This window comes from Streptomyces sp. SP17BM10 (genome assembly GCF_036322405.1).
Lineage (GTDB): Bacteria > Actinomycetota > Actinomycetes > Streptomycetales > Streptomycetaceae > Kitasatospora.
In genome coordinates this window covers 25,291-49,673 of sequence record NZ_JAQYXB010000480.1, presented here as the reverse complement: position 1 = coordinate 49,673, position 24,383 = coordinate 25,291, and the positions used below count along the sequence as shown (strand labels likewise).

Sequence of the window (24,383 nt, the reverse complement as noted above, 5' to 3'; positions counted from 1 at the left end):
GCCGGGGGATGTCGGGCGGCGTCGGCCGGCAGCCCGGCGAGCTCCGCCGCCACCAGGTTCGGGTTGAGGTGCGACGGAAGCGCCGTCTGGTTTTCCTTCGCGGCCCTGGCGGCGACCGCGGGACTGCTGTCCTGGGCGATCGTGCGCCTGTGACCGCCGGGCCGGTACGCGAAACGTTCGACCAGCGACGGGAGTTCGGTAGACCCGCTGTCCCGCCGAAAGTCGGGCCCATCCGCCGCCGCCGTAGGGCCCTTGGGCCCTGCCGTCCCGCCCCCCGGCCGCAGGATGATCGGTAGCACCGGAGCCCTTGCCGCGAGGGAGTGAGCCACCATGATCACCGAAGCCGCCGCGCTCACCACGGCCGATCTGCACCTGCTCGCCGAGGCCGGCGGCCGGGCACCCTCGCTGCACAACAGCCAGCCGTGGCGCTTCCGCCCGACTCCCGACGGCCGCGGCCTGGAGGTCCATGCGGACCCCACCCGCGCCGTCCCGGCCGTCGATCCCGACGGGCGGGCGCTGCACGTCTCGATCGGTGCCGCGCTGTTCAACCTGCGCGTTGCCGCCGCGCACCTCGGCCGCGACGCCGCAGTCCGGCTGCTGCCCTCCGGGGAGGACGCGCAGCCGAGGGCCGTGCTCGACCTCTCCGCGCCCGGCGGCACGAAGCACCCGCTGGGCGACCTCTACCCGGCCATCGCCGCCCGCCACTCCAGCCGCCAGCCGTTCGCCAACCGGGACGTCCCCGAGGCCCTCGTCGCCGAGCTCATCACGGCGGCTCTGGCGGAGGGCGTCATCCTCACCGTGTTGGAGGAGCACGGCGTGCGCCGTGTGCTCGCGCTCACCTCCGAGGCCGAGGACCGCATCGCCGCGGACGCCGCCCGTGAGGCCGAGACCCGCTCCTGGCTGCGCCTGGAACCCTCGGTCGACGGCATCCCGCTCACCGCCCTCGGTTCGCACGACCGCGACGCCCGCGTCCCGATGCGCGGCTTCACCGGCCACCCGCCGCACCCCGCCAGCCCGGCCGAGCGCTTCGAGGCACTGCCCCAACTCGCCACGCTCAGCACCCACTTCGACGGCCGGGCCGACTGGCTGCGCAGCGGCCAGGCGCTGGAGCGCGTCTGGCTGCTGGCCACCGCCCACGGCCTGCGGGCCTCCGTCCTGCACCAGGCCGTCGAGCTCCCCGACACCCGTTGGCGCCTGCGCGACCCGGTCGAAGGACCGGGCCACGTGCAGCTGGTCCTGCGCGTCGGCTACGGCCCGCCCGGAGCGGCCACCCCGCGCCGGCCCGTCGAGGACGTCCTTGACCCGCCCGAGGGGTGAGACGCGCGGCGCGCGCCGAACGCGGCGCCCGCGCAGCGTGAAAGCGCTCAGCGTCGGTACGCGGCCGCCGCGATCTCGACGAAGGAGCGGATCAGCGGGTTGGTGTCGCCCTCGTTCCACACCGCCACGACGCGGCTCGGCGCCATGTCGATCAGCGGCACCACGGCCAACTCCTGCGGCAGATCGTGTCCCAGCGGCGCCAGGCCGACCGTGCCGTTCCACAGCACGGCCTGCAGGCACTCCTGGACGGCGCGCACCACCGGGCCCTCGCGCGGCGTGCCGCCGTTCCAGTACGACTGCCAGAGCGGATCCGTGCCCGGCGGGAACTGGAACCAGCGGCGGTCGCTCAGGTCGGCGAGCCGCAGCCGGTCGCGGCGGGCCAGCGGATCGTCGGCGCGCAGGACCACGCCGACCGGATCGGCCCGCAGCGCGCGCACGGTGAGGCCGGTCCCGTCGAACGGCGCCCGGGTCAGCGCGACGTCGACCAGTGCGGCGCGCAACCCGCAGGTCGGGTCGGTCAGGTCGGTGTCGCGGACGCGGATGTCGATGCCCGGGTGCCGTCGGCGGTAGGCGGCGGCCAGCCTGGCCACGCCCGGGTCGGTGCCGTCGCCCAGGATGCCGATGGTGAGCGTCGCGGCGCCGGCCGCCGCGCTCACGCGAGCCCGGACGCGGTCGGCGTGAGCGAGCAGGGCCCGCGCCTCGTCGAGCAGCACCGCGCCCACCGGGGTGAGGGTGACGCCCGCGGGCGAGCGGACGAACAGCAGGGCCCCGACGTCGGCCTCCAACTGCTTGATCGCCCGGCTCAGCGGCGGCTGGCTCATGTGCAGCCGGGTGGCGGCCCGGCCGAAGTGCAGTTCCTCGGCGACCGCCACGAAGTACCGCAAGGTCCGTAGCTCCACGCTGCAACGATACTCACCGGGTATCGCCGCCGCGGAACGGGTCTTGGACACCGGAGGGCCTCGGCGGTGGACTCGTGGGCATGACCGAAGAAACGAAGAGCGGCGAGCCCGCCGTCCACGTGGTGAAGCCCGGCGACGGCGAGACGATCGTCCTGGGCACCACGCGCATGCGCGTGCTGGAGGACGGCAGCCACACCGGGCACCGACTCGCGATCGCCGAATCCGTCCTCGCCCCGCACACCCAGGGGCCGCCGCAGCACCGCCACGCCCGGCACGACGAGGGCTTCTACATCCTGTCCGGCACGGTGCGCTTCACCGTCGGGGACGAGGACCACGACGCCACCGCGGGCACGCTCGTGATGGTCCCACCCGGCACCCCGCACACCTTCGCCAACCGGACCGACCAACCCGCCGTCATGCTCAGCACGTTCACCCCCGACCTGTACGTCCAGTACTTCCGGGACCTCCAGGCGGCGCTCGCCGACGGCCGGCCGCTCACGCCGCAGGCCAACATCGCCGCGATGGAGCGCTACGCGACCGAGCCCGCCACCGACCGCGCCTGAATCACCGAACGGGAACCATGAACACCATCGCCTACGGGCTCGTCGCGGGCTTGCTCGCGCTCTTCTCCCTCTACGCGGGCACGCTGAAGATCGTCCGCAGCCGGGACCAACTCCGGCCGATGATGGCCTGGGTGGACCGGGAGTGTGGTGCGGCAGGATGGCCGACAGAAGGCGTCCGTGTCACTGTCACGCCGTGCGGAGCGCCGGTCGAAGGGGACGGTACGAGGCGGCTCGTGCCTCCCGCCTGCGGGGCTCGCTTCGAGACCTGGCAGCGGATCGACCAGGTCCTCGCGCTGGAAATGGCTCGCCGGATCGGGCGATGGCGCCCGATCCGGCGGTCGGCGGCCCCGCTGCGGGGTCAGTAGGTCAGGAGTAGTCCTTGACGACGTGTTCGGCTGCCTTGACCTCGGCGGTCTGCGGATCGAGCTCGTCCAGGGACAGCAGGTCGGTGTCGTCGGTGAGGTAGGTCTCCCACCTCGCGGCCATCTCCTCCTGGGTCTCGTGGGGAAGTCGCCGCACATTGTCCCGGCTCGTCGGGGCGAGCACGTTGAGGAACCGGGACAGCGGGTCGGTCTGCACGGTCCTACCTCGTCAGGCGTTGAGCGTGGTGATGTTCCACCAGCGTTCGTCACTGAGGTCGAGGGTGATCGGCACGGGGGCCGCCTTGCCGCGGTGGAGCATGGCCGGGTAGCTACGGTCGGGCAGTGGCCTGGTGGTCCACGGCTGGCCGTCGTGCCCGTTGTCGGGCACCGAGGGGATGGTGATCTCGACGGCGTTCGCCAGGTCGTCCGCCGTGACGCCGTCGGGCACCTGCCGGAGGGTGAAGATCTGCTCGAAGTGGGGGCGCTTGACCAGGCGGTGGGCGATGTGGGCCTCCTTGCCCCGGCCGTAGAGCAGGTAGGTGAGATGCGCGGGGAAGGGCTCCTCGCTGAACCGCCGGAAGTTCAGCACCCGCTTGATCCGCACGGTGAAGCCGCCCGAGATGGGCTCCCAGATCCGGTCCTCGCCGTTGCCCGTCTGGGTGACCCGGTCGAGGCGGGCCGGGTACTCGGTGACCGACCCGTCACCGATCGGGGGCAGCACCATGTCCTCCGTGTTGCGCACCGCGTGCCAGCTGGCCGGGCGTTCCGCCTGGTCCTTGAGGTAGGTCTCGACGATGTCGGTGGGCAGGTCGTACTCGACCACGACCTGGTAGCGGTGCTCGGCCATGCCGAACATGGCCAGGTGGTAGCCGAAGACCGTGTCCCGGCCGGACAGGATGAAGGAATGGACCGACGGGTCCTCGTGCTCGTGGTCGTGACGGGTGGTCATGCGAACTCCTTTCGGATGCTGTGCTGTGGTGCGCAGGGATGCGGTAGGGACGTGTGCCGGCGCTGCCAGAAGGGCCGGTCGCTCCAGCGGTTCTCCAGGCGGTACACCGTGCGGTGGTTGCGGCGGTAGGCGGAGTGGATCGCGGCCACCTGGGCGCGGTAGGACTCCAGCGCCTGGCCGTCACCGTCGAGGTGGGCGGCCAAGGCCGAGGCTCCGGCCATACCGGTGTGCAGGGCGGTGAGGACGCCCTGGGAGGAGATCGGGTCGAAGGCGATGGCCGCGTCGCCGACGGCGATCCAGCCGTCGCCGGTGGGGGTGTCGAGGTGGGAGGAGTGGGCGGGGGCCCGCCGAGGAGTCGCGTCGGCGGGCAGCGGGTGGGCGCCGGCCCGGGCCGCGACGTGCCGGGTCTGCCGCAGCAACCGGGCGAAGTCCGAGCGGGTGCGCGGTGCGGGCGGGGCGAGGTCGGCGTCGGTGAAGTAGGCCACCAGGCGGCGGCCGGTGGGCAGCAACGCGGTGTACCACCAGCCGTCCTCGGCGGATTCGACCAGCGAACAGGTCTCACCCGCTCGCCCCGTGGACTCGGGTGCCAGTTCCAGGCAGGTGGCGACCAGCCCGTCCGTGCGCTGAGTGGCGGCCCGGCCGGCGGAGGCTACCGCCCTGCGGCGGCCACTGGCGTCCACCAGCCAGTCGCACCGGACCATCCGCTGCTCCGCCGGTCCGCGCAGTGTGACCGCCCAACTTCCCTCCGGGTTTCCGGGCTTCGGGCGGACCGTGGTGTGCTCGGCTACTTCGGCGCCGGCCGAGCGGGCCGCCTCGCGCAGGCACCGGTCGAACCGAGCGCGGTCCAGGTGCCAGCCGGGACCGTTCGGGTCGTTGATGAAGTCCGTGCGGCCCAGCGCGGTCGATCCCCAGGAGGAAAGGTTGGCGTAGCAGGTCAGGTGTCCGGCTGCGACAGGCCGTTGACCGGCGCCCAGGTCGCCGAGCAGGACCTTGGCCACCGAGGGCAGGGACTCGCCGACCTTGGGAGGGCCGCTCCCGGCGTCCGCGAGCAGGACGGTCCGGCCCGCGCGCGCCAGGGTCAGGGCGGCGGCGGCGCCGGCCGGGCCCCCGCCGGCGACCACCACGTCGTAGTGGTCGCCGGCGGCGGTGCGCCGACCGCTCATCAGACGTTGTCGCGGAAGGGCGCGACCTTGTCGATGAAGCCGGCCGTCACCTCTTCGGCGGTGTAGCCGCTGACCGCGATCGCCTGGTTGATCGCCACCGACGCGAGGGTCGGGTCCGCGGCCTGGGGCACGTGCAGCGTCACCAGGTTCTGGGTGAGCGGAACGCCTTCGAGGTCGATGGAGGGCCTGGACTCCACCTGGATCCGGGCTGGGAAGTCCTTGGCGCCCTCGCGCACCTCCACGATGCCGAGCCGGTACCAGTCGTCGATCATCTGGTTGAGCTGATCGGTGTTCTGCCCGCGCAGTCCGCGCAGCCACACGGCCCGCCGCTCGAACGCCTCGGTGCGTTCGGCCAGCGGCCGGGTCTCGTCCACGACCACCTGGTAGTCGTCCTCGGTGAGGACGTGGTTGGGGACCCGGGCCGGCCAGAACGTCGGCAGGTACGGGTCGTGGCGCGGACCCAGGGACATCTCGTAGCCGGAACGGCAGCTGGCCGTGTCGCTCTGCCACGGGACGGCCATCCACCGGGAGAGGTCACCCGGCGCCTGGGCGTACAGCGGTCCGTTCACCGACAGCGCGGTCTCGGGGGTGAGGACCGTGCCGTACGAGGGCTCGGGTTGGTCGGCCGGGCGGTGGCGGATCCGGAACGGCGCCATGTACATCGAGGCGTGCCGGATCGGCCAGGTGACCTCGCAGCCGGGGTGGAAGGCATCGGCGAGGCAGAAGTCCAGTGCGGCTCGGTCGAGCGCGGCCGGCTGCTCGGCGAGGCACACCTCGGCAAGTGTCCGGGGCGGCGCGGTGGCCCCGAGGGTGCCCCAGTCGTCCTCGAAGTCGCCGTCGGCCCAGCACTGGAACATCCGGTACTGGGTCGGGGAGAACGCCATGTGGTGCAGCGGCGAGCGCGGCGGGATGGCCATCGCATCCCCGTACAGCCAGGGCCAGGGGACGGGCGAGGCGCCGTCGCGCCCGAAGTCGCGCAGCGCGTTGAACACCTGCCGGCGCAACGCGCGGCGGTCGGGGGTGTTGCTGCTGAGCCGTGCCAGCATCTGCGGGGTGGTGAACTGGCTGAGGCCGTCGTGCCCGTAGCAGCCGGCGAAGCCGTGGTTGACCCACTGGTGGTCGGTGAACCGCTGGAGTACCGGTGCGATGTGGCGGGTGAAGGAGACCCTGTCCGGGAACGGCAGCGATCCGTCGCAGACGAACACGTCGTACAGCAGGTCGTAGAGGGTGCGGATGCCTTTCAGCGCGGGGGCGTAGTTGGGTGGGGCGACCAGGACCCAGGCGGGGTCCACCGGCAGCACGCGGCCGCCGACGGTGACGGTCGCCGTGACCGGGCCGTCGCCGATGTCGTCGTGCCAGCCGTCGTTGTTGGCGTAGGTGGTGATCGGCTTGCCGTTGTAGGAGGCCGACTGGCCGAAGCCGCCGAACACCAGCAGGTGCCCGTCCTCGTCGGTCCGCAGCTCCCCGAGATAGACCTCCTTCCCCATGAACTTGCCGTCACGGAAGTGGAAGTCCGGCCCTGAGACATTTCTCCCGCCGATGCTGATCGGGCCCGGGTCGATGATCAGGTCTTTTCGGAGGTCGCCGGTGATCTCCTTGTTGCGAAGCTCGGACGCGTTGGCACTCGCCGCGTCGGGAATATCGAGAGCGAGCTGGAACTGGTACCAGGCCGCCTTCTTGTTCGCCAGGTGCGCGCTCCAGCGGATATCGGCGTTGTCCGCCGTGAGCTCGGCCACCACCTCGCCCAGTGCGTTGTACCCGTAGACCCGAAAGCGCGCCGCCTCGCGTTTGATCGCGCCGGCGGAGTCCTTGTAGAAGCCCGGGTCCTGCGGCGCGGGGTCGGGTACCTCAGGTGCGGTGTAGTACTCCTCCAGCGCGTTTCCGACTCTGGCGATTCCGATGGCAGGGTGGATCGCAGCGCGGACGATGTCGTCGGTCATCTGGCTCGGTGCCTCCAATTCCGGGGATCCGGCTTCGATCTGAACGTTCGTAGGCAAAACGCTACGGCAGGAAGCTCTGCTCCGATTGGAGGGACACGGACCACCACTCGCAAGAGTGAGGCCGACATCCATGCCTGGACCGTCTGGGGGACATCTGCACCCACTCGGCCGGTGGACGTCGGTGGTGAGCGCCGCACACTACCTCTGGATCGCTAAGACCGTGTCCTACGTGGAGGCTGGTCAGTCGCTTGTTTCGCCGAAATGCTCGACGCCGAGCGTGACTCCGTCGGGCGTGCGGAACGAGCGGACCGTCGAGTGCATCGTCAACCTCCGGCGCGGGTGCGTGACCGCGCGCCACGCTACTCGCGCTTCGGGCGTGATTCAGGCGGCCGACGCGATCGCCCGGATGACGGCCCTGATCGCCGGAGCGGGCCGGCCCGGCAGCCGCGCCACGAGCACCCGGCGGACCTCGGCGGGCGCGCCGTCCACGCGCAGCAGGCTCACCCCGGGCGGCAGCAGCGGTGCGAGCCGGGACGGCACCGTCGTCACGCCGAAGCCGCCGGCGACCAGCCGGAGCTTCGTCAGCCAGTCGCGGGCGCAGTGGGCGACGCGCGGGCGTCCCGGCAGGCCGGGCCAGACGCCGAGCAGGGGCTCGGAGCCCGAGGACGGGGTGGCGATCCACGCGGCGTGGACCAGTTCGTCGACGTGGACCGTGCTGCGTCCGGCGAACTCCCCGCTCGACGGCACCGCCACGACGAGTTCGGTGTCCGCGAGGGTCTCGACGTGCAGGCGCGGCGAGTCGCCGTCGAAGGGCCGGTGGGGCGGGCGGGACGTCAGCACGGCGAGGTCGAGCGAGCCCGCGCGCAGCGCCCGGACCAGGGCGGGCGTGGTGCCCTCGCTCGTGGTGACCGTGATCCGTGGGTCGCTCGCCGCGAGGTGGGCGAGGGCGGCCGGGAGGATCGCGGCGCCCGCGCTCAGGAACATCCCGAGCCGCACGAGTTCGCTCCGCGGGGCGGTACCGGTGAGCTCGCGCTCGGCCGCCGCGAGTGAGGCCAGGACCGTGTGGGCGTGCCGCAGCAGGGTCAGGCCGGCGGGGGTGAGGCGGACCCCGTCCGGGCGGCGCTCGAAGAGGGTGGTGCCCGCACTGCGTTCGAGGGCGGCGGCCTGGCGGGAGACCGCCGACTGCGTGTAGCCGAGCCGGGCGGCCGCCGCGGTGAAGCTGCCGGACTCGGCGATCTGCCGCAGGACCCGCAGTCCCGTGCTGGAGATGTCCATGCGGCCTACGCATACCACGGATGCGCATCCTTCGCTTCCCGCATGCTCCTCCGGCTCCTAGGGTCGATTCCCAGGAGCAGGGACGAATGCGGAGGTCATGACGTGCGAGCAGCAGTTCTGACGGAGTTCGGCGCGCCGCTGGCGGTGCGGGAGGTGCCCGATCCCGAGGCCGGCGGCGGTGAGGTGGTGGTCGAGGTCCTCGCCGCGTCCGTGGCGCCCTACGCGGCCGACGTCTTCGCCGGCAGGCGGAAGTACCCCCTCGTCCCGCCCGTCGTGCCCGGGACCGGCGGCGTCGGGCGGATCGTCCACGTCGGCCCGGACGCCACCCGGCTGCGCGTCGGCGACCTGGTCTGGTGCGACTCGACGGTGCGCTCGCGGGACGACGCCCTGACGCCCGACATCACGCTCCAGGGCTGGAGTTCGCGCGGCGAGGGCGGCGCGCGCCTCGCCCGCCACCTGCACGACGGCTCGTTCGCCGAGCTCATGCGGGTCCCGACGGAGAACGCCTACCCGCTGCCCGCCGAGGCGGGGGAGGACCCGGCCCGCTGGGCAGCGCTCGGCGTGCACGTCATCCCGTACGGCGGGCTGCTGGCCGGTGGCCTCGCGGCCGGCGAGACGCTGCTCGTCAGCGGAGCCACCGGCAACCTCGGCAGCAGCGCGGTCGCGGTCGCCCTCGCGATGGGCGCGGGCCGCGTGATCGCCCCGGGCCGCAACCGCGCCGCGCTCGCCCTGCTGGCCGACCGCTTCGGCGCGCGGCTGCGCCCGGTGCCGCTGACCGGGGACGAGACCGCTGACCGCGCGGCGATGTCGGCGGCGGCCGACGGCCCGATCGACATGGTGCTCGACCTGCTCCCGCCGAGCGCCCCCAGCTCGGCGGCCCGCGCGGCGGCGATGACCGTGCGCGAGTACGGTCGCGTCGTCCTCATGGGCGGCGTCGGCATGCTCGGCGGCGAGGACCTCGCGCTCCCGTACCCGTGGATCATGCGCAACTCGGTCACCGTGCGCGGGCAGTGGATGTACCCGCGCACGGCCAACGTCGGCCTCATCCGGCTCCTCACCGCGGGCACCCTGGACCTCGCGCCGGAACGGGTCCGGTCGTTCGCCCTCGAGGCCGTCAACGACGCCATCGCGTACGCCGCCGCGCACGGCGGGCCGTTCGACCGCACGACCCTTACGCCGCGGATCAGCTGACGCGTCGTCCCGACGACAGGTGGAGGTCCTGACGATGCTGTCGCAAATCCGCCAGTCCGTGGTGGGCTTCCGCTGCTGAAATACCGACCATGACTTCACAGCACGACAGCGCAGAGCTGTTCCACGCGCTCCACGACCCCGCCGCCCCGCTGGCCCTGGCCAATGCCTGGGACGCCGCGAGTGCGCGGCTGGTCGAGGCGGCGGGGGCGCGGGCCGTCGCCACCACGAGTGCCGGTGTCGCCTGGGGGCTCGGGGCGGCCGACGGCAACCGGCTCGACCGGGACCAGGCCATCGCGTTGATCGGCCGCGTGGTGGACGCGGTGTCCGTCCCGGTGACCGCCGACATCGAGAGCGGGTTCGGCGTCACCCCCGCGGAGGTCGCCGACACGGTCGCCCGGGTCATCGGCGTCGGGGCGGTCGGGATCAACATCGAGGACGGACTCCCGGTCGGCGGTTCGGTGTTGCGGCCGGTCGCGGACCAGTGCGAACGGCTCGCCGCGGCCCGCGCGGCGGCCGAGCGGGCCGACGTCCGGCTCTACGTCAACGCCCGGGTCGACACGTACCTCTTCGGCGTGGGCCCGCAGGAATCCCGCCTCCAGCAGACCCTCGACCGCGCCCGCGCCTACCTCGATGCCGGGGCCGACGGCATCTTCGTCCCCGGCGTCACGGACGTCGACGTGATCGCGGCCCTCGCCGCCGGGATCCCGGCGCCGTTGAACATCCTGGCCGGCCCGGGCGCCCCGTCCGTCGCCGAGCTGTCGAAGCTGGGCGTCGCCCGGGTCAGTCTCGGCTCCGCAGTCGCCGAAGCGGCGTACGCGGTCGTCCGGCGCGTGGCGGCGGAGCTCGCCGCCTCCGGGACGTACGCGGGTCTGACGGACGCCGTCGACTACGGCGAGTTCAACGCCCTGATGCGCGGCTGAGAGAAGGGGGCGGGCACCGATCTCACCGTGTGCGTAGCTCCGGTGACGCTCCACCCGGCCTTCGGCAGGCGCAGCGTCATGCTGTCCCTCCTTGCCGGGCGCCCTCGTGGGGTGGTTCGGCATGAGGACACCGGCCGGCCCGCCCCCGTGACAACCGTCCACGCGTCGCCTGGTAGGCCAGAGCCGCGGCTCTGGCCAGGCAGGTCGATGCTCGACGCGTTCCTGGAGGAGCTGGCCCTGGCCCCGGTGGCCGAGGTCGACAGCACCCGGCTCGGGCTGCGCCTGCCGCCGACGGAGATGGCGGATCTCCGGCCCCGGCTCCACGCCCTGCTGGAGGAGTACGCCGCCCGCCCGAACGACCCGACCATCTAGGCAGGAGCCGTCGGGCATCCTGCGGGCCGAGGCCGTGGCGGGCACCTTGGAGGGGCTGCCGGGTTCCTCCGACACCTGCTTGCTGCGACCGAGTACGGGACCACGTCCTCGACCCCCGGCCGGACAGGGCGCACGACAGGGCGCACTGTAGCGGTCCGGAGCGACAGTTGTGCAACGGGTCGTCAACGGAAACCGCTGTTCCTCTCCCTCGCCGGACGCCAGCGGTCGATCATGCAGGAGTGCCGAAAGACGACGACCTGCCCACGCCACCCCCGCCCACCACCTGGCCCGCCCGCCACGCACGGCACATCGTCCGCTGCGCACGCGAGTTGTCCCTTTGGGGATACGACTGGGCCGAGGGGATCCCCGACGCGCAGGACCTCGCGATCCTGCTGCGCCGGACCGCGGCGGAAGCCCGGAGTTCGCAGGTCAGCCGGTCGATGTCGGCGGCCGGGACGCTGCTCGGCGCGGCGGCCGCTGCTGCGGCGGCGGCCGCGCGGTGGGACCGGCCGGTGTGCGCAGCGTCCGTCCCCCTGTCCGCCTGGCACCTGCGCCGTGCCACGGCGCACCTGGTGGCGGCCCGGCGGGTGCTGGCGGCCGGCGCCGCGGAAGCCGGTCCGACCTTCCTGCCGCCGCAGCGCGTGGCGCCCTGTGACGGCCCGGTGCCGGAACCGCGACCGAGCCGGTGATCGTCGGTCAACCTGCGGGCGCGCCGCCGTTGTCACCTGGGCGGGTGACAACGGCGACATCCTGATCGTGCTGATCCTGCGCCGTCTTGCAGTAGTAGGCTGCCTTGGCAGTGGCGTCGGCGGGGAGGGACCGGAACATGCTCGGCTGGTGGATCGGCATCGCGGAAGTGGATCCCGAGGAATACGACCGGGTCACTCCCGAACAACGTCGTGCGGCGCTCCTCGCCAGGTGGGAGGTCGGGCTCAACGGTCTCGACTGGGTGGAGGACCTGGTGGCTGCGGGCAAGGCCGAACAACTGCTGCGCGGCGGCTACCCGAGCCGCTACGCCGCCCGCGCGGAGCACGTCCTGCCCCTCCTCGCCGAGGGTGCGGTGCCCGGCTCCGGTGCCGGACAGCTCTCCCGGGTCCGCGCCCTGGAGACGCACCCGGAGCGGATCGCCGCGTGCCCGGCCGACCGGGCGCTGACGATCGAGGTCTGGGACCAGTCCTGAGGACGCCTGCGCCAGGGGCCTGTCAGTGGTGTCCGGTTGACTGACGGGCATGGACGGCACCACCGACCTCCAGCCGTACGAGGTCCACGAGCCCTATGACCCGTTCGAGGAACGGCGGTTGCCGTAGGACAGGCGGGCGCCGGCCACAACGTGCACGCAGGGGGGAAAAGGGGTATGTCTCCATGAGATTCGACGATCACCGCGTGGTCATAACTGCCGCCGGCCGCGATTTCGGACGCACCCTGGCCATCCGCCTCGCGGACCTCGGTGCCGAGGTCTTCCTCTCCGCGCGCACCCTCGCCGCCGCCGAACGCGTCCGCGACGAGATCCGCGGCCGGGGCCATCGGCAAGTCCACGCCTACGCCTGCGACCTGACGGACCCGGCCTCGATCCGCGCCTTCGCCGCCGACGTCGGCCGGGACGCCGACCACATCGACATGCTCATCAACAACGGCTCCCGCTACCTCCACGGACCTGACCTCCTGTCCACCGCCGACGCCGACATCGTCGACACCATCGCCTCCGGCGCCACCGGCACGGTTCTGACCGTGAAGAACTTCCTCCCTCTCCTCCTCGCCTCGGACAAGCCGGACGTGGTGAACATGGTGTCCGCCTGCGGAACGGCAGGTCATCACCGCTCGGACGCGCACGACGCCTTCTACACGGCCAAGAGCGCCCAGGCGGGGTTCGCCGAGATCCTGTCCAAGCGCCTGCGGCCCCAGGGGGTTCGGGTGATCTCCCTCTACCCGCCGGACTTCGACAACCCCGATCCGCTGTCGGACGATTGGGAGAACACACCGCGCGAGGCCAAGGACGCGCTCACCGCGCAGTCGCTCGTGGAGTGCATCCTCTTCGCCGTCGGCCAGCCGCGCGACTGCTTCATCAAGGCGTTCCACTTCGAGCAGGTCTGATCGCCGCTGCCCTTCATCGAGCGGCGTGGTGCCGCCACCTCCCGGGGGCGACCGCGCACTCGAGGATCTCCCGGAAGGTCGGGAAGAACGCCGGGTCCCCGTTGCCGAACCAGAAGAACCTGCCGGGACCGGCCCCGGGCGGGATCATGAAGGTCCCCACCGAACCGTCGTCGTCGACCGACACCGGCGCCAGCGGAACGTCGGGGCCGAGCCCGCAGTCCCCGCTGAGCTCGCCCTGGACCAGGCCCCGGAACTCCCGCGCGGGTGCCGGCGGATCCCGTCGGTCCAGTCGCGCCGGCCGAGCACCGGCATGCCGTGGCAGGTCGAGGGCGGGCCGGTGGCCGCACGTCCCGAGCGCCATGACCATCTGGCACTGGGTCTCCCACGTACGTGCGTCACGCACCTCCCGCTGCAGAGCCGCCAGCAGAGGCACCCCGGCGGCCGGGTCGGCGAGCCGGCGCAACCTTGGCGGGCCCCGGAGAAGCACGGACGTCAAGGACGCGTCGGCGGTGCGTCAGGAGGCCGTCAGGAGTGCGTCAGGGAGGCCGAACGGGCTTGCCCGGGGGATCCGGGGAGGATTTGATGATGGGCATGCACCGCTCGACACGCCACCACGACCGTCCGCCGCATAGTCGGCCGCGGATCGTTGCTGTCGCGGTCGCCACCGCCGTCCGGTAGGACCTGGCTCCTTCCCGCTGGTCCCCGGCCGCGCGCACGGGCGCGCTTCCGTTTGCCGTCGCCCGTGCGGATCACCGCTCGTCCGCCCCCGGCCCGCAAGGCTCCGAGGTCCGGGGGACGGGCGGGCGCTGCCCGCACATCACACCCTGCAACACACCCTTTTCGCACCGGCGGCCCCGGAGGCGTGCGGCTTCGTGCTGCGCGCCTCCGCACCCCGCCGGTGCCCTCCACCCTTGGATGGGTCATGTCCGACGCTGTTCTGTCCGCCCGTACCGCCCTCGTCACCGGCGCCTCCTCCGGAATCGGCTGGGAGACCGCCCGGCTGCTCGCCGAGCACGGTGCGACCGTCCTGGTGCACGCCCGCACCACCGCCGAGGCGGAGGCCGCCGTCGGGCGACTGGTCGACGCCGGCGCCCGCCGTGACCAACTCGTCGAACTGGCAGCGGACTTCACGAGGCTCTCGGAGGTCGCCGTGTTGGCCGGCACGGTCGTCAAGCACTACCCGTCGCTGGACCTGCTGGTGAACAACGCCGCCGTGATGGCGCCCGAGCGTTGCACGCTCACCGACGACGGCAACGAGGTCTCGCTGCAGGTCAACTTCCTTGCCGCCCACCTGCTTTCCAAGCTGTTGCGCGCCCCGCTCTCGGCGGCCGGCGACGCGCGGATCGTCAACGTGTCGTCCTCGCTGCACCGCACCGCGTCGATGAACTGGTCGGACCCGCACCGGGTGAAGAAGTACTCGCGGGTCGCCGCGTACGCGCAGTCGCAGCTCGCGCTGACGATGGCGACCGCCGACATGGCCCCGGCCGGCTCCGGCATCACCGCCGTCAGTCTCAACCCGGGCCTGTGCGACACCGCGCTGCTGCCCCTGTACGGGCGGGTCGGCGCCCCGGCGGCGGAGGGCGCGGCGGCCGTCGTCCGGCTCTGCCTGCCGGAGACGGCCGTCGCCAACGGCGCCTACTTCGACGGCGGCGTCCTCGCCCCGACCGCGCAGGCCGCCCAGGAGCAGCGCTCGCTGAAGCGCCTGGCCAAGCTCGCCGACCAGTTGGTCGGCGGGGCCGCCTGAACCGGACCCGCCCGACGCTCATCAACCCGCAGCCCATCAACCCGAAGCCCAGGAGAAGGAGCAGGATGTCCAAGCGCGCCCGCAAGAAGAAGGCCCGGCGGAAGAAGAAGGCCAACCACGGCCGCAAGCCCGCATAGGCCTCTCGGCCGCTGGGGCCCGCCATCCGGCTGAGCGGACGGCAGGCCCCAGGGGCCGATTCGCTTCCTCCGCCCGAACCGGTGCCCGAGCCGCCGTCGAGCCGCCGGAGCGAAACTCGCCCCTTGCGGCGACCGCGTCAATTCGCGAGATTCTTTCGGTGGATTTTAAACATTCGCGATGGTATTTAAATTTCCGGCTGGTCTTTCTACTCTCCGGATATGGCGAACGGCGTCTTCCACACCGCGTACGGCATCGAGATCAACCTGACCCTTCCCGACCTCGGACACCCCGACCGCCCCGGCCTGCTGGCGGAGATCACCGCCCCGATCGACCGGCGCGAGCGCGAACTGCTGGAGTGCCTGGAACACCACCGCGACGGCTGCTGCCAGGCCGAAGAGGACGACCGCGCTCCCTGGATGACGATCCGCAGGAGAACCGTCGGCGGCCGCACCGATTGGGTGGCCGCCCACCTGCCGGTGCGTCACGCCCCCACCGCCGAGGAGAACGCGAAGCGCAACGCGATGAAGGAACGCATTGCGCGGGTGGCGGAGCGCCACGGCCTGCACGCGGACGTCGAGGCGCGGGCCGCCGACGGCCGGATCCGCACCGACGTCCTCGTCACCGGCGGATCGGGCCTGCGGATCGGCTGGGAGGCCCAGTACGCGCCCATCAGTGCCGAGACGGTCCGCCGTCGTTCCCGCAGGGCCGCGGAGCACGGGATCGTCCCGCTGTGGGTGACCGACAGCGACCGGTCCACCGTCGTCGAGCGGGCGCCGTGGGCCCGTGTCGACAAGTTCGGCTGGCGGGAGATCGCCTCCTCGCTCGCGATGGTGGTCCGTGCGGGGGTGCGGCACCTTCAGCAGTGGAAGTGCCTGCCGAGCAGCGAGCGGCCCTGTCCGGTCAACGGGAGCCACTGCAACCGCTTCCACACCGGGTGGTACCTGCCGGCGCTGTGCCTGCCGGCCAAGCCGCCCACCGAGGTCGATGAGCTCGTCGTGGCCAGCGCCGACGGCGAGTTCGTGCCGATGCGGGTGCCGAGCCAGGGCGACCCGCGCTCCGTCTCGCGGATGTGGGTGCCCGCGGCCGACCGGGACCGGTGGCACGAGGCCTTCGGCCCGGGCGACGACGCGGAAGGCAGCGCCGACCAGCTGCCCCCGGATGCCGCCACCACCCGCACCCGCCAGGAGCTCGACCCGACCTGCCGCTACGGCGAGGAGACCTTCACCTTCGACGATCCCCGCCCCCGGCGCGCGAACTCCGCGGGCACCGGCCTGCACACGCTCGACGAGGTCCCCGAAGGGCTGTTCAGGGTGCCCCGCCAGGAGCGCAGGCTCGTCGTGACCGAGCCCCAGCGCCAGGCCGCCGCCGTCGCACAGGGCTGCGAGGCGTGGCAGATCGGACCCTGCGCGGGGTGCGGGACGCCGATCCACCGCTACGGCGCCCGCGGCGTCCACGCGTGCGCGGGGTGCCGGGCACGCGTCGCGGGGCGATGACGGTCCAGGGCGTGCCGCGCTGAGCGCGCACCGCCTCCGGCGCCCAACGCGCCATGTGACGGGGGCGGTCCGGCGTTGCCTTCTCGTCGTGCCGTGGCCGGACCGACCGGTAGGCCTCCTCGGCGCCGTCCGCCACCTCGGTGAGGAGGGGCTGTGAAGAAATGTGATGATCCGTCAATCGCAGTCTCTCGACCGCCCTTGAAGATCATGAACATGTTATGTTTCCTTCTGGCCAAGATCATCTGACTTGGCGTCACATGGTTCATGAGGAGAAACTGTGTCTTTCGCAGCACGGGGGAAGCGCACCATGGCAGCGGTCGGCCTCGCGGTCGCGGTCGCCATCGGCGGCGCGACGCTGGCCACGCCGGCTTACGCGGACGACGTCTACGGCCACTGCACCGGGGACGGTGTCCGTCTCCGGTCCGACCCGAGCACCTCGGGGGCCATCCTCGGCCTCTGCTACACCGGCCAGCGCCTGGCGCACCGCGACGTGTCCGGTGACGGTCAGTGGGACCTGGTCTACGACGTCGACAGCGGCGTCACCGGGTGGATGTCGCACGGCTACTTCAGCTGGTGACACGTCCCGCTGAGGGACTGACGACGACGTAGGGAGAGGCCGTCCCCGCCCGTGAGGCGGGGGCGGCCTCTTCGCTGATCGTGGCCCCGGCGCCTGCCGCGCGACGCCTGGGAGGGCGAACGGGCGCCCCGCTCACTCGTGGGCGCTGATCTCCCCGCCGGCGCCGAGCACGATGTACACGCCGTTGGCGTCGAGTCCGGCGTCGTGCTGGTTGGCCTCTATGGTGCCGTTCACCGAGCCGTCGAGGCCGAGGACGTCCGCGCGGTAGTGGAGCTCACCGACCTTGGTGACCTTGGCGGTCCAACCGCCCGCGAGCTTGAAGGTGCCCGGGCCCTTGTGCGAGCCGCCCATCCAGGCGTGCACCGTGCCGTCCATCGAGAGCACGACGAACATGTCGTTGGCGTCGAGCCCGGCGTCGTGGCCGTTCCCCTCCAGGGTGCCGTAGACCTGGCCGTCGTGGATCCGTGTCACCGGATCGTCACGCCCGTGGTCGGATGCGCCCTGCGGGCCCGGCCCGTCGCCCGCACGCGAGGTCAGCGGGGGGAGAGGAGGCAGAACTCGTTGCCCTCCGGGTCGGTCAGGATCCGCCAGGAGATCTCGGACTGGTCGATGCCGGGGTCGCTGGCGCCCAGGGCGCGCAGCCGGGACTCCTCCGTCGCCGGGTCGTCGCCGCGGTAGGGGCGGACGTCGAGGTGGACGCGGTTCCACCCGCTCTTGGCGTCGGGCACGCGGAGGAACTCCAGGTAGGGGCCGACACCCCGGGCGGAGCGCATCGTCGCGTGGTCGTCCGCGACCTCGTGCACCGTCCAGTCCATCGCCCCGCCCCAGAAGCGGGCCATCTCCCGCGGGTCGGCGCAGTCGACCACCACGGCGGCGATCGGGCCGGTGTCCCGGTAGACCTCGCGGGGCTCCAGGACGCAGAACTCGTTGCCCTCCGGGTCGGCCATGACCGTCCAGGGGACGTCGCCCTGGCCCACGTCGGCGAGGATGGCGCCGAGCTCCGTGAGGCGCGCCACCACCTCGGCCTGATGGGCGGCCGACGTGGTGGCCAGATCGAGGTGGACCCGGTTCTTCGCCGTCTTGGGCTCCGGGCGGGCGACGATGTCGATGCAGACGGCCGCGGGGTCGGGGTAGGCGAAGCCCACGGGTTCGAGGTTGGTCACGCCGGGCGCCTCGTGGTCGATCCCCCAGCCGAGCGCCTCGGCCCAGAACCGGCCGAGCGCGATGTCGTCGTGGGCCTTCATGTTGATCTGCACGAGTCGTGTTGCCATGGTGCGGATCCTAGGAGCGGAGCCGGCCGGCCGCACCTGATTTCGATCACCACGGCGGGTGTTCCGAGCAGGCGTTCCAGCCGGCCCGACCGGCGCCCCTCGCCGTCGGCGCCGCGATCGCCGCCGGTCTTCCTCTCCCGGTGCGCCGCCGCCGGGACCTTCCACGGCAGGCCGGGCCGGCGGGCCGTCGTCGAACCCGCGGGGAATCGCCCGAACGGCCGCACCCTGATGCCCGCGCGCGGTGCGGGACCGTCCACCAGCCGTCCGGCGCGAACGCGACGAGAACGGCGGCTGTTGCCGCGGCACATTTGTGGCTTCCGCCAGTACGACGCCCGGGCGGGCGGACGCGAGACTTCCGTGCAAGGCGCATCGGCCCGTACGGACGGCCGATGCCGAGGAGGGACGGGGAACACGATGACCGGTCAGCTGTACGACGAGATCGGCGAGGCGTTCGAGGGCTTCAAGACCCTGCCGCTGATGCGCTACGGGGAGGTGCCCGGATTCCTCGCCCTGGTGGGCGACGTGGCCGGCAAGTCCGTGCTGGACCTGGCCTCCGGGACGGGCTTCTACAGCCGGGAGTTCAAGCGACGGGGCGCGTCCCGCGTCCTCGGCGTCGACATCTCCTCCGAGATGGTCGGCGCGGCCCGGGCCATGGAGGCCAAGGACCCCCTGGGCGTGGAGTACGAGGTCGGTGACGTCGCCGAACTGCCCTTCTACGAGCAGCGGTTCGACCTCGCCGTGGCGGTGCAGTGTTTCAACTACGCCGACGACGTCGCCACCATCGAGCGGATGTGCCGCACCATCCACCGCAGCATCGCGGACGGCGCCGACTTCTTCGCCTTCGTGCAGAACCCGGACTTCCGCTTCGACGGGCCGTCCCTCGCCAAGTACGGCTTCCTGTGCGAATCGCTCGGCGGAGTGACCGAGATCGGGCCGCGGGTGCGGATCACCGCGCTCCTCGATCCGCCGATCTCCTTCGTCGCGAACCCGCCCAGCCGCGAGACCTACGAACGCTCCCTGCGCGCGGCCGGGTTCAAGCACCTCACCTGGGTGCCCCTGGAGATCTCCGAGGCGGGTGTGCGCGAGTACGGTGAGGAGTTCTGGGCCGACTACGTCGCCAACCCGCCGCTGACGATGCTGCGGTGCCACGCCTGACGCCGTACCCGAAGGCGCCCGGGTCACCCGACGGGGGCGGGGACCCGGGCGCCTTCGGACACCGGAACGCCGTCAGCCGACGGCGGGTCCGGCGTCGGTGCTGAGCCAGGCCCACTCGGACCAGGTGGCGAAGCCGGTCTGCCACCTGTGGTGCACGCCGGAGGTGTCGGCGCCGAACACCTCGATGCGGCCGTCGGCGTTGGCCGCCGCCGTGATCTCGGTGCCGGGGCCGCCGAAGGCGACCCACTTGTCGTACGGCGCGTTGACCCCGGTCTGCCACATGTGCTGCGCGGTGGTGCCGTTGATGGCGAACACCTCCACCCGGCCGTCGGGCGAGCGCTCACTGGTCAGTTGGGAGTCGGCGGGTCCGCCGGTGGCCTCCCAGCCGGACCACGTCGTCGGGTTCGTCTGGTACCTGTGGTAGACACCGGCCGGCCCGGAGGCGAAGACCTCGATGCGGCCGTCCTGGTTGTGGTCGACGGTGAGGTCGTGCCCGCCGCCGCCGAAGGTCTCCCAGGTGGACCAGGCGCCGTTGGCGGCGGTCTGCCACTGGTGCTGGAAGGTGGCGCCGTTGAGCGCGAAGACCTCCAGCCGTCCGTCGGGGGACTTGCCGAGCCCGATCTCGCTGTCGGCGGGTCCGCCGCCGGCCGGTTCCCATTCCGACCAGCCGCTGTTGGGCGCGCTCTGGTACTTGTGGAAGATCCCGGCCGAGCCGGAGGCGAACACCTCCAGCCTGCCGTCCTGGTTCGATCCCACGGCGAGGTCGTGGCCCCCGCCGCCGAAGGTGTCCCAGGCCGACCAGGCGCCGGAGGGCTGGAGCTGGTAACGGTGCTGGAGCGTACTGCCGTTGAGGGCGAACATCTCCAGCCGTCCGTCCGCGTCCGCGCCGATCGCCAGCTCGGCGCCGCCCGGGCCGCCGAGCGTCTCCCAGCCGGACCACGAGCCGTTCACCGCCGTCTGCCAGGCGTGCGAGACGCCGTTCGCCCCGGCCGCGAACACCTCCAGGCGGCCGTCCGCCGAACGCGCCGAGACCACCCGCCCGGACTGCGCCGGGTAGACGACCGGGGCCGGTCCGGGGTCGTGGTGCCCGACGCGGTCGGCGGCGGCCTGGGCGGCGCTCAGGTAGCGCAGGTGTGCGCGCTGGTTGTAGGTCGACCAGGGCTGCCAGTTGGTGCCCTGGTTGGAGATGACGTAGGCCGCGTTGGCGTTGCACTGGGCGTCGAACGCGCAGGCGTCGGTGACCTCGGGGTGCCAGTAGCTGTTGATCTCCCACAGGCCCCGGTCGGTGGACGGCGGCGTGTTGTTCTGGACGTTGGACGCGAGCGGGTTGCAGCTGGACTCGGCCATGCCGACGGCGATCGCGGTGACGAGGGCGTCGCCACGGAAGCCCGCGTTGTAGCCGACTTCGGCGCACAGGTCGATGCCGGTGGCGGAAACGGCGGCGGGGACGGCTACGGCAGTGGGGGCGACCGGTACGGCGACCGGCAGCAGCAGGGCCGCCGCGGCCACGGCCGGTCGCGAGGCGCGCCGGAGGAGGGAGGAGAGCACCGGTGCGGCCCTCACGCCTTGCGCAGGCGGTCGATGATGCCGTCCAGGTCCTGCCGGAACATGTCCGGTCGGATCTCGTGGCCGCCGGGCACCTCGCGTGCGTCGTACGGGATGCCCGCGCGGTCGAGCAGGGAGCGGAACTCGCGCTGCCCGGCCAGGACCTGGGTCTCGTTGACGGTGCTGAACCAGTCGACCGGGTTGGGGCTGGTGCCGGCCACCAGGAAGACCCGCTTGTTGCGGTAGCTCTCGATGCGCTCCACCGGGTTGTCGGCACTCACCCGCGCCTCGTCCCAGAGCGGCACGCCGTAGATCGTGCCGCCGTTCAGGTCCAGCGCGGCGGAGGAGGCGTTGGCCCAGTGCGCCACCAGGCCGCCGTCCCGGCGCAGGCTGGCCGGCCCGGAGTGGGCACTGACCGAGGCGAAGTGGCCGTAGTACTTGGCGGCGTACTTCAGCGCGCCGAAGCCGCCCATCGAGAACCCGGCCACCGCGCGGCCGTCGTACTCGGCGTAGGTGCGGAAGTTGGCCTCGACCCAGGGCAGCAGCTGGTTGATGTGGAACTCCTCCCAGTTGCGCGGGCCGGCGTTGGAGCTGACCGGGTTGGAGTACCAGCCGGCGTGCCCGCCGTCCGGCATCACCACGATGATCGGCTTGCCGGCGGTCCAGTCGCGGACGCCCGCCCGGTCGAAGGTGATGAAGTCCTGGTCGTTGCCGCCGCCGTGGAACAGGTACAGCACCGGATAGGTGCGGCCGCTCCACTGGTAGTCGTCCGGCAGCAGCACGTTGACGCCGGGGTTCCAGCCGATCGCGTCGGTGCGGAAGCGGTAGTACCACATCCGCGGGTCGCTCTCGTTGCGGTCGACGATGCTCAGGCCGAAGCCGTCGCCGGCCGCCGCCGCGGGACCCGCCGACGCCAGCGCGCCGGTGGCGCCCAGCGCCAGCGCGGCGCCGAGACCGCCGCCGGTCCTGAGGATGCTCCTGCGGGTGGGGTGCTGGGCGGTCAACCTGGCCTCCTGGGGACGCGCGTGACGGCGGCCCGTCCGGACCGCCCGGTGGTCGAGCGCTTGGGACGGTAGTCACGCACCGCCCGGCGCGGTACCCGGAACGATCCGGACTGACGGGGGAGGCCCGTGCCGTGGAGACTGTTGCGTCGGCCCGTGGGGCGGGGGAGTTCGCGGCCCTCAGTCGGTGTCGGCGGCGGCCGGCGGGGCCCCGCCCGATCGTCGAGCGGGGCACCTTCGGCCTGACTTCGCTGCTACTTGCGGTACTTGAGGGAGCTGCCCGCGTTCAGCAGCTGGACCAGGTCGAACGCGGCGACCGTGAGCGGTGTGAGGCTCGCGGTCCGCAGACCGTCCTTCATCCGGCGCAGCTCGGCGACCAGGGCGAGCTCCTGCGCGCCGAGCGGGCCGACCCGGTCGTCCACGCTGCCCAGCGCGCCGAGGGAGCCGTGGATGTGCACCCAGTCGTCCTCGGTCACGTCCGCCTGCTCCACGGTGTTCAGGTTCGTGTACTTGCGCAGCAGGTCCTTGCCGGCGGGCATGCCCACGAGCCACGCGTACCGGGTCAGCGGGATCGCCCGCTCCCGGCGGTCGCCGGCATCGCCGTGTTCGACGGTGTTGGGGTACACCGGAGCCTGCTTGTCGCCGGGGTCGAAGCCCGCCGCCCGGAGGATGAACGCGGCGAACTCGTCGGGGTGTTCGCGGAAGTGGACGCGGAGCGCGCGGGGCAGCAGGGTGAAGTTGTGGGCGAAGGACGTGCGGGACATCAGGCCGCCCGCGATCGACTTCGAGTTCGACTTGGGCGGCAGCTTGTCGCCGTTCACCAGGTAGCTGCCGACCAGGGTGGCCAGGCCGACCAGCGCGTCCGTCGACTCGCCGCCGGTGACGTCCTTGCCGAGCCGCTTGGCCTGCTCCTTCGCCCGTTTGCGGATCTGGTCGACCTCGCCGAGCGAGCCCGTGTGCAGGTCGTCCTTGGCCGCCTTCTGCTGCTCGAAGGCGGACGCGGAGGTGGTGAACGGCTTCTTGTTCGGCACGTTGAGGTACTTCACCAGCCGGGGCAGCTCGTCCAGCTTGAAGCCGCCGGTCATCTGCGGTGCGTAGACCAGCTCGCCGCCGAGCGGGAAGACCACGATCCCGGCGTCCGCCGTGAAGCCCCCGAGCTGCACGTCCGTGAGCGGGAAGGACTCGTCGTCCTTCCGGGCGTCCAGGGCCGCCGAGACGCGGGTGATCTCGCCCATCACGGCGAGCAGTTCGTCCTTCGTGGTCAGCGGCTCGGTGACCCACTCCAGGGCCGACCCGCCCGTCGGGCTGACGTCCGAGGTGAGCTTGTAGTCCGTGCCCCGGCCGACGACGCCCATCTTCGGGACGTCCCGGCCGCGGATGGGGGTCTCCCGGATCTCGCCGTTGGCCATCAGGGGGTAGGCGGCGCTCTCGGCGTGCCGCGCGTACTCGGCGGGCTTCTCCTGCCGGACCCGTTCCAGCCGCGCCCGGCCCGCGTCGGTGGGCTCGAACCGCGGCGGGTCGGCCGGGCCCTGTCTGGGCAGCTCGGCGATCCAGGCCGCCGCAAGCTCGTCGGGGGTTGTGGCCTGCTCGTTCTCGTCCAGGAGATCGGCGGCGACCTTCGCGGCCATGTTCCGGAGGATCTTCAGGCCGACGATGCCGTCGCGTCGCGCGACCTCGTCCTGGTAGGCCTGCTCGTCCTGCGCGGTGAGGTCGTTGTGGTCGCGCACCCGCCACTGCGACTCGAACTCGAAGCCGACCCGGCGCTGGAGCGCGGCCCCGTGCTCCTTGTGGCCGTCGGCGGCTCGGCGCTGGACGGCTGCACCACGGGCGACCCGGGCGCCGACGTCGGCGGCCTCGCGCTCCCACCGGTCGTTCGGGTCGCTGAGGCCGGCCGGGGCGTCGCGCTGGGTGGTGTGGTGGATCTCGTGGGCCATCGTCTCGACGTCGCGCAGGACGCCCGCGCTCTGCACGACGATGTTGCTGCCGACGGTGTACGCCCGGGCGTCGATGCTCGCGGCGGCCCGCTCGTCGACCGAGACCCGCACGTGGTCGAGGCTGGTGCCGAACGCGCTCTCCATGGACCGCTGCACGTCGTCCGGCAGCCGCCGGTTCGCCCGCCCGGCTACGGCGGCGGCGTCCCGCACCGCTGCGCCGCCGTCCGCGTCGCGCTCGCGCTCGATCATCCGCCCGACGGCGGCGTTCCCGATCGACCGCTGCAAGGCGGGCCCGCCTGCGGCCCGTGCGGCGTCACGGGCCGTGGCCTGCGCGCGCTCGGGAGCGGACTTCCGCTGTGACTCGGTGGTGTGCCGCATGCCAGATCCGTTCGGCCGAGATCGCGTGCAGAGCCTGACCCCCGAGCCTCCCACGGGAGGCGTCGCGCCGGAACGGCCGACAGGGCGGATCTCAGGGCACGTCGG

At 72.5% G+C, this 24,383-nt stretch carries 25 protein-coding genes; 13 read left to right on the top strand and 12 right to left on the bottom strand.

Annotated features, from left to right (window positions below):
- Positions 1-330: 330 nt before the first annotated feature.
- Complete coding sequence (locus tag PUR71_RS07855; protein ID WP_329925623.1) at positions 331-1,317, top strand: Acg family FMN-binding oxidoreductase; 987 nt, start codon at positions 331-333, stop codon at positions 1,315-1,317.
- A 47-nt stretch (positions 1,318-1,364) separates the two neighbouring features.
- Here the strand turns inward: PUR71_RS07855 and PUR71_RS07850 are convergent, their stop codons facing one another.
- Positions 1,365-2,216, bottom strand: a complete 852-nt coding sequence (locus PUR71_RS07850) for a LysR family transcriptional regulator (protein ID WP_329925622.1) — start codon at positions 2,214-2,216, stop codon at positions 1,365-1,367.
- A gap of 80 nt (positions 2,217-2,296) precedes the next feature.
- Here PUR71_RS07850 and PUR71_RS07845 point away from each other — a divergent pair, with 80 nt between their 5' ends.
- Together PUR71_RS07845 and PUR71_RS07840 are read left to right on the top strand one after the other, a co-directional pair.
- Complete coding sequence (locus PUR71_RS07845) at positions 2,297-2,779, top strand: cupin domain-containing protein (protein ID WP_329925621.1); 483 nt, start codon at positions 2,297-2,299, stop codon at positions 2,777-2,779.
- Positions 2,780-2,796: 17 nt separating this feature from the next.
- On the top strand, positions 2,797-3,144 hold the full coding sequence (locus PUR71_RS07840) for a hypothetical protein (protein WP_329925620.1): 348 nt from the start codon (positions 2,797-2,799) through the stop codon (positions 3,142-3,144).
- Position 3,145: 1 nt separating this feature from the next.
- On the opposite strand, the gene PUR71_RS07835 is transcribed toward PUR71_RS07840, so the two are convergent.
- From PUR71_RS07835 to PUR71_RS07815, 5 genes are all read right to left on the bottom strand, one after another.
- Entirely contained in the window at positions 3,146-3,358 is a 213-nt protein-coding gene (locus PUR71_RS07835; protein ID WP_329925619.1) for a hypothetical protein, read from the bottom strand.
- A 12-nt stretch (positions 3,359-3,370) separates the two neighbouring features.
- A complete protein-coding gene (locus PUR71_RS07830) occupies positions 3,371-4,090 on the bottom strand; it encodes a hypothetical protein (protein WP_329925618.1) in 720 nt (239 codons plus the stop codon).
- Positions 4,087-5,253 (bottom strand): NAD(P)/FAD-dependent oxidoreductase, encoded by a 1,167-nt coding sequence (locus PUR71_RS07825; protein ID WP_329925617.1) that lies wholly within the window; start codon positions 5,251-5,253, stop codon positions 4,087-4,089. Before PUR71_RS07825 ends, PUR71_RS07830 begins: the two co-directional genes overlap by 4 nt.
- Entirely contained in the window at positions 5,253-7,193 is a 1,941-nt protein-coding gene (locus PUR71_RS07820; RefSeq protein WP_329925616.1) for a LodA/GoxA family CTQ-dependent oxidase, read from the bottom strand. Before PUR71_RS07820 ends, PUR71_RS07825 begins: the two co-directional genes overlap by 1 nt.
- A gap of 381 nt (positions 7,194-7,574) precedes the next feature.
- Positions 7,575-8,468: a LysR family transcriptional regulator gene (locus tag PUR71_RS07815; RefSeq protein WP_329925615.1), complete on the bottom strand. Its 894-nt coding sequence runs from the start codon at positions 8,466-8,468 to the stop codon at positions 7,575-7,577.
- 102 nt (positions 8,469-8,570) lie between these two features.
- Between PUR71_RS07815 and PUR71_RS07810 the strand changes: the two genes are divergently transcribed.
- The 6 genes from PUR71_RS07810 to PUR71_RS07785 all read left to right on the top strand — a co-directional run bounded on the left by PUR71_RS07810 (position 8,571) and on the right by PUR71_RS07785 (position 13,042).
- Positions 8,571-9,659 (top strand): alcohol dehydrogenase catalytic domain-containing protein, encoded by a 1,089-nt coding sequence (locus PUR71_RS07810; RefSeq protein WP_329925614.1) that lies wholly within the window; start codon positions 8,571-8,573, stop codon positions 9,657-9,659.
- Positions 9,660-9,748: 89 nt separating this feature from the next.
- Complete coding sequence (locus PUR71_RS07805) at positions 9,749-10,579, top strand: isocitrate lyase/PEP mutase family protein (protein WP_329925613.1); 831 nt, start codon at positions 9,749-9,751, stop codon at positions 10,577-10,579.
- Between the two features lie 207 nt (positions 10,580-10,786).
- Positions 10,787-10,951, top strand: coding sequence for a hypothetical protein (locus PUR71_RS07800; protein WP_329925612.1), 165 nt, complete (start codon positions 10,787-10,789; stop codon positions 10,949-10,951).
- A gap of 239 nt (positions 10,952-11,190) precedes the next feature.
- Positions 11,191-11,640: a hypothetical protein gene (locus PUR71_RS07795; RefSeq protein WP_329925611.1), complete on the top strand. Its 450-nt coding sequence runs from the start codon at positions 11,191-11,193 to the stop codon at positions 11,638-11,640.
- Between the two features lie 137 nt (positions 11,641-11,777).
- Complete coding sequence (locus tag PUR71_RS07790; protein WP_329925610.1) at positions 11,778-12,131, top strand: hypothetical protein; 354 nt, start codon at positions 11,778-11,780, stop codon at positions 12,129-12,131.
- A 182-nt stretch (positions 12,132-12,313) separates the two neighbouring features.
- Positions 12,314-13,042 (top strand): SDR family oxidoreductase, encoded by a 729-nt coding sequence (locus tag PUR71_RS07785; protein WP_329925609.1) that lies wholly within the window; start codon positions 12,314-12,316, stop codon positions 13,040-13,042.
- A gap of 13 nt (positions 13,043-13,055) precedes the next feature.
- Here PUR71_RS07785 and PUR71_RS07780 read toward each other — a convergent pair whose 3' ends face one another.
- Positions 13,056-13,445: a hypothetical protein gene (locus PUR71_RS07780; RefSeq protein WP_329925608.1), complete on the bottom strand. Its 390-nt coding sequence runs from the start codon at positions 13,443-13,445 to the stop codon at positions 13,056-13,058.
- A 519-nt stretch (positions 13,446-13,964) separates the two neighbouring features.
- Here PUR71_RS07780 and PUR71_RS07775 point away from each other — a divergent pair.
- The 3 genes from PUR71_RS07775 (at position 13,965) to PUR71_RS07765 (ending at position 16,994) form a co-directional block, all read left to right on the top strand.
- The gene (locus tag PUR71_RS07775; RefSeq protein WP_329925607.1) at positions 13,965-14,786 is read left to right on the top strand and encodes an SDR family NAD(P)-dependent oxidoreductase; all 822 of its coding nucleotides are present in this window, start codon (positions 13,965-13,967) and stop codon (positions 14,784-14,786) included.
- Positions 14,787-15,142: 356 nt separating this feature from the next.
- Positions 15,143-16,417 (top strand): competence protein CoiA family protein, encoded by a 1,275-nt coding sequence (locus tag PUR71_RS07770; protein WP_329925606.1) that lies wholly within the window; start codon positions 15,143-15,145, stop codon positions 16,415-16,417.
- A 307-nt stretch (positions 16,418-16,724) separates the two neighbouring features.
- Complete coding sequence (locus tag PUR71_RS07765; RefSeq protein ID WP_329925605.1) at positions 16,725-16,994, top strand: SH3 domain-containing protein; 270 nt, start codon at positions 16,725-16,727, stop codon at positions 16,992-16,994.
- 132 nt (positions 16,995-17,126) lie between these two features.
- On the opposite strand, the gene PUR71_RS07760 is transcribed toward PUR71_RS07765, so the two are convergent.
- Together PUR71_RS07760 and PUR71_RS07755 are read right to left on the bottom strand one after the other, a co-directional pair.
- Positions 17,127-17,465, bottom strand: coding sequence for a hypothetical protein (locus PUR71_RS07760; RefSeq protein WP_443077406.1), 339 nt, complete (start codon positions 17,463-17,465; stop codon positions 17,127-17,129).
- Between the two features lie 62 nt (positions 17,466-17,527).
- On the bottom strand, positions 17,528-18,265 hold the full coding sequence (locus PUR71_RS07755) for a VOC family protein (protein WP_329925604.1): 738 nt from the start codon (positions 18,263-18,265) through the stop codon (positions 17,528-17,530).
- 414 nt (positions 18,266-18,679) lie between these two features.
- Here PUR71_RS07755 and PUR71_RS07750 point away from each other — a divergent pair, with 414 nt between their 5' ends.
- A complete protein-coding gene (locus PUR71_RS07750; RefSeq protein ID WP_329925603.1) occupies positions 18,680-19,420 on the top strand; it encodes a class I SAM-dependent methyltransferase in 741 nt (246 codons plus the stop codon).
- A gap of 72 nt (positions 19,421-19,492) precedes the next feature.
- Here the strand turns inward: PUR71_RS07750 and PUR71_RS07745 are convergent, their stop codons facing one another.
- The 3 genes from PUR71_RS07745 to PUR71_RS07735 form a co-directional block, all read right to left on the bottom strand.
- Positions 19,493-20,968: a hypothetical protein gene (locus PUR71_RS07745; protein ID WP_329925602.1), complete on the bottom strand. Its 1,476-nt coding sequence runs from the start codon at positions 20,966-20,968 to the stop codon at positions 19,493-19,495.
- Positions 20,969-20,979: 11 nt separating this feature from the next.
- Positions 20,980-21,969: an alpha/beta hydrolase gene (locus PUR71_RS07740; protein ID WP_329925601.1), complete on the bottom strand. Its 990-nt coding sequence runs from the start codon at positions 21,967-21,969 to the stop codon at positions 20,980-20,982.
- Between the two features lie 251 nt (positions 21,970-22,220).
- Positions 22,221-24,278 (bottom strand): eCIS core domain-containing protein, encoded by a 2,058-nt coding sequence (locus PUR71_RS07735; protein WP_329925600.1) that lies wholly within the window; start codon positions 24,276-24,278, stop codon positions 22,221-22,223.
- Positions 24,279-24,383 lie beyond the last annotated feature (105 nt).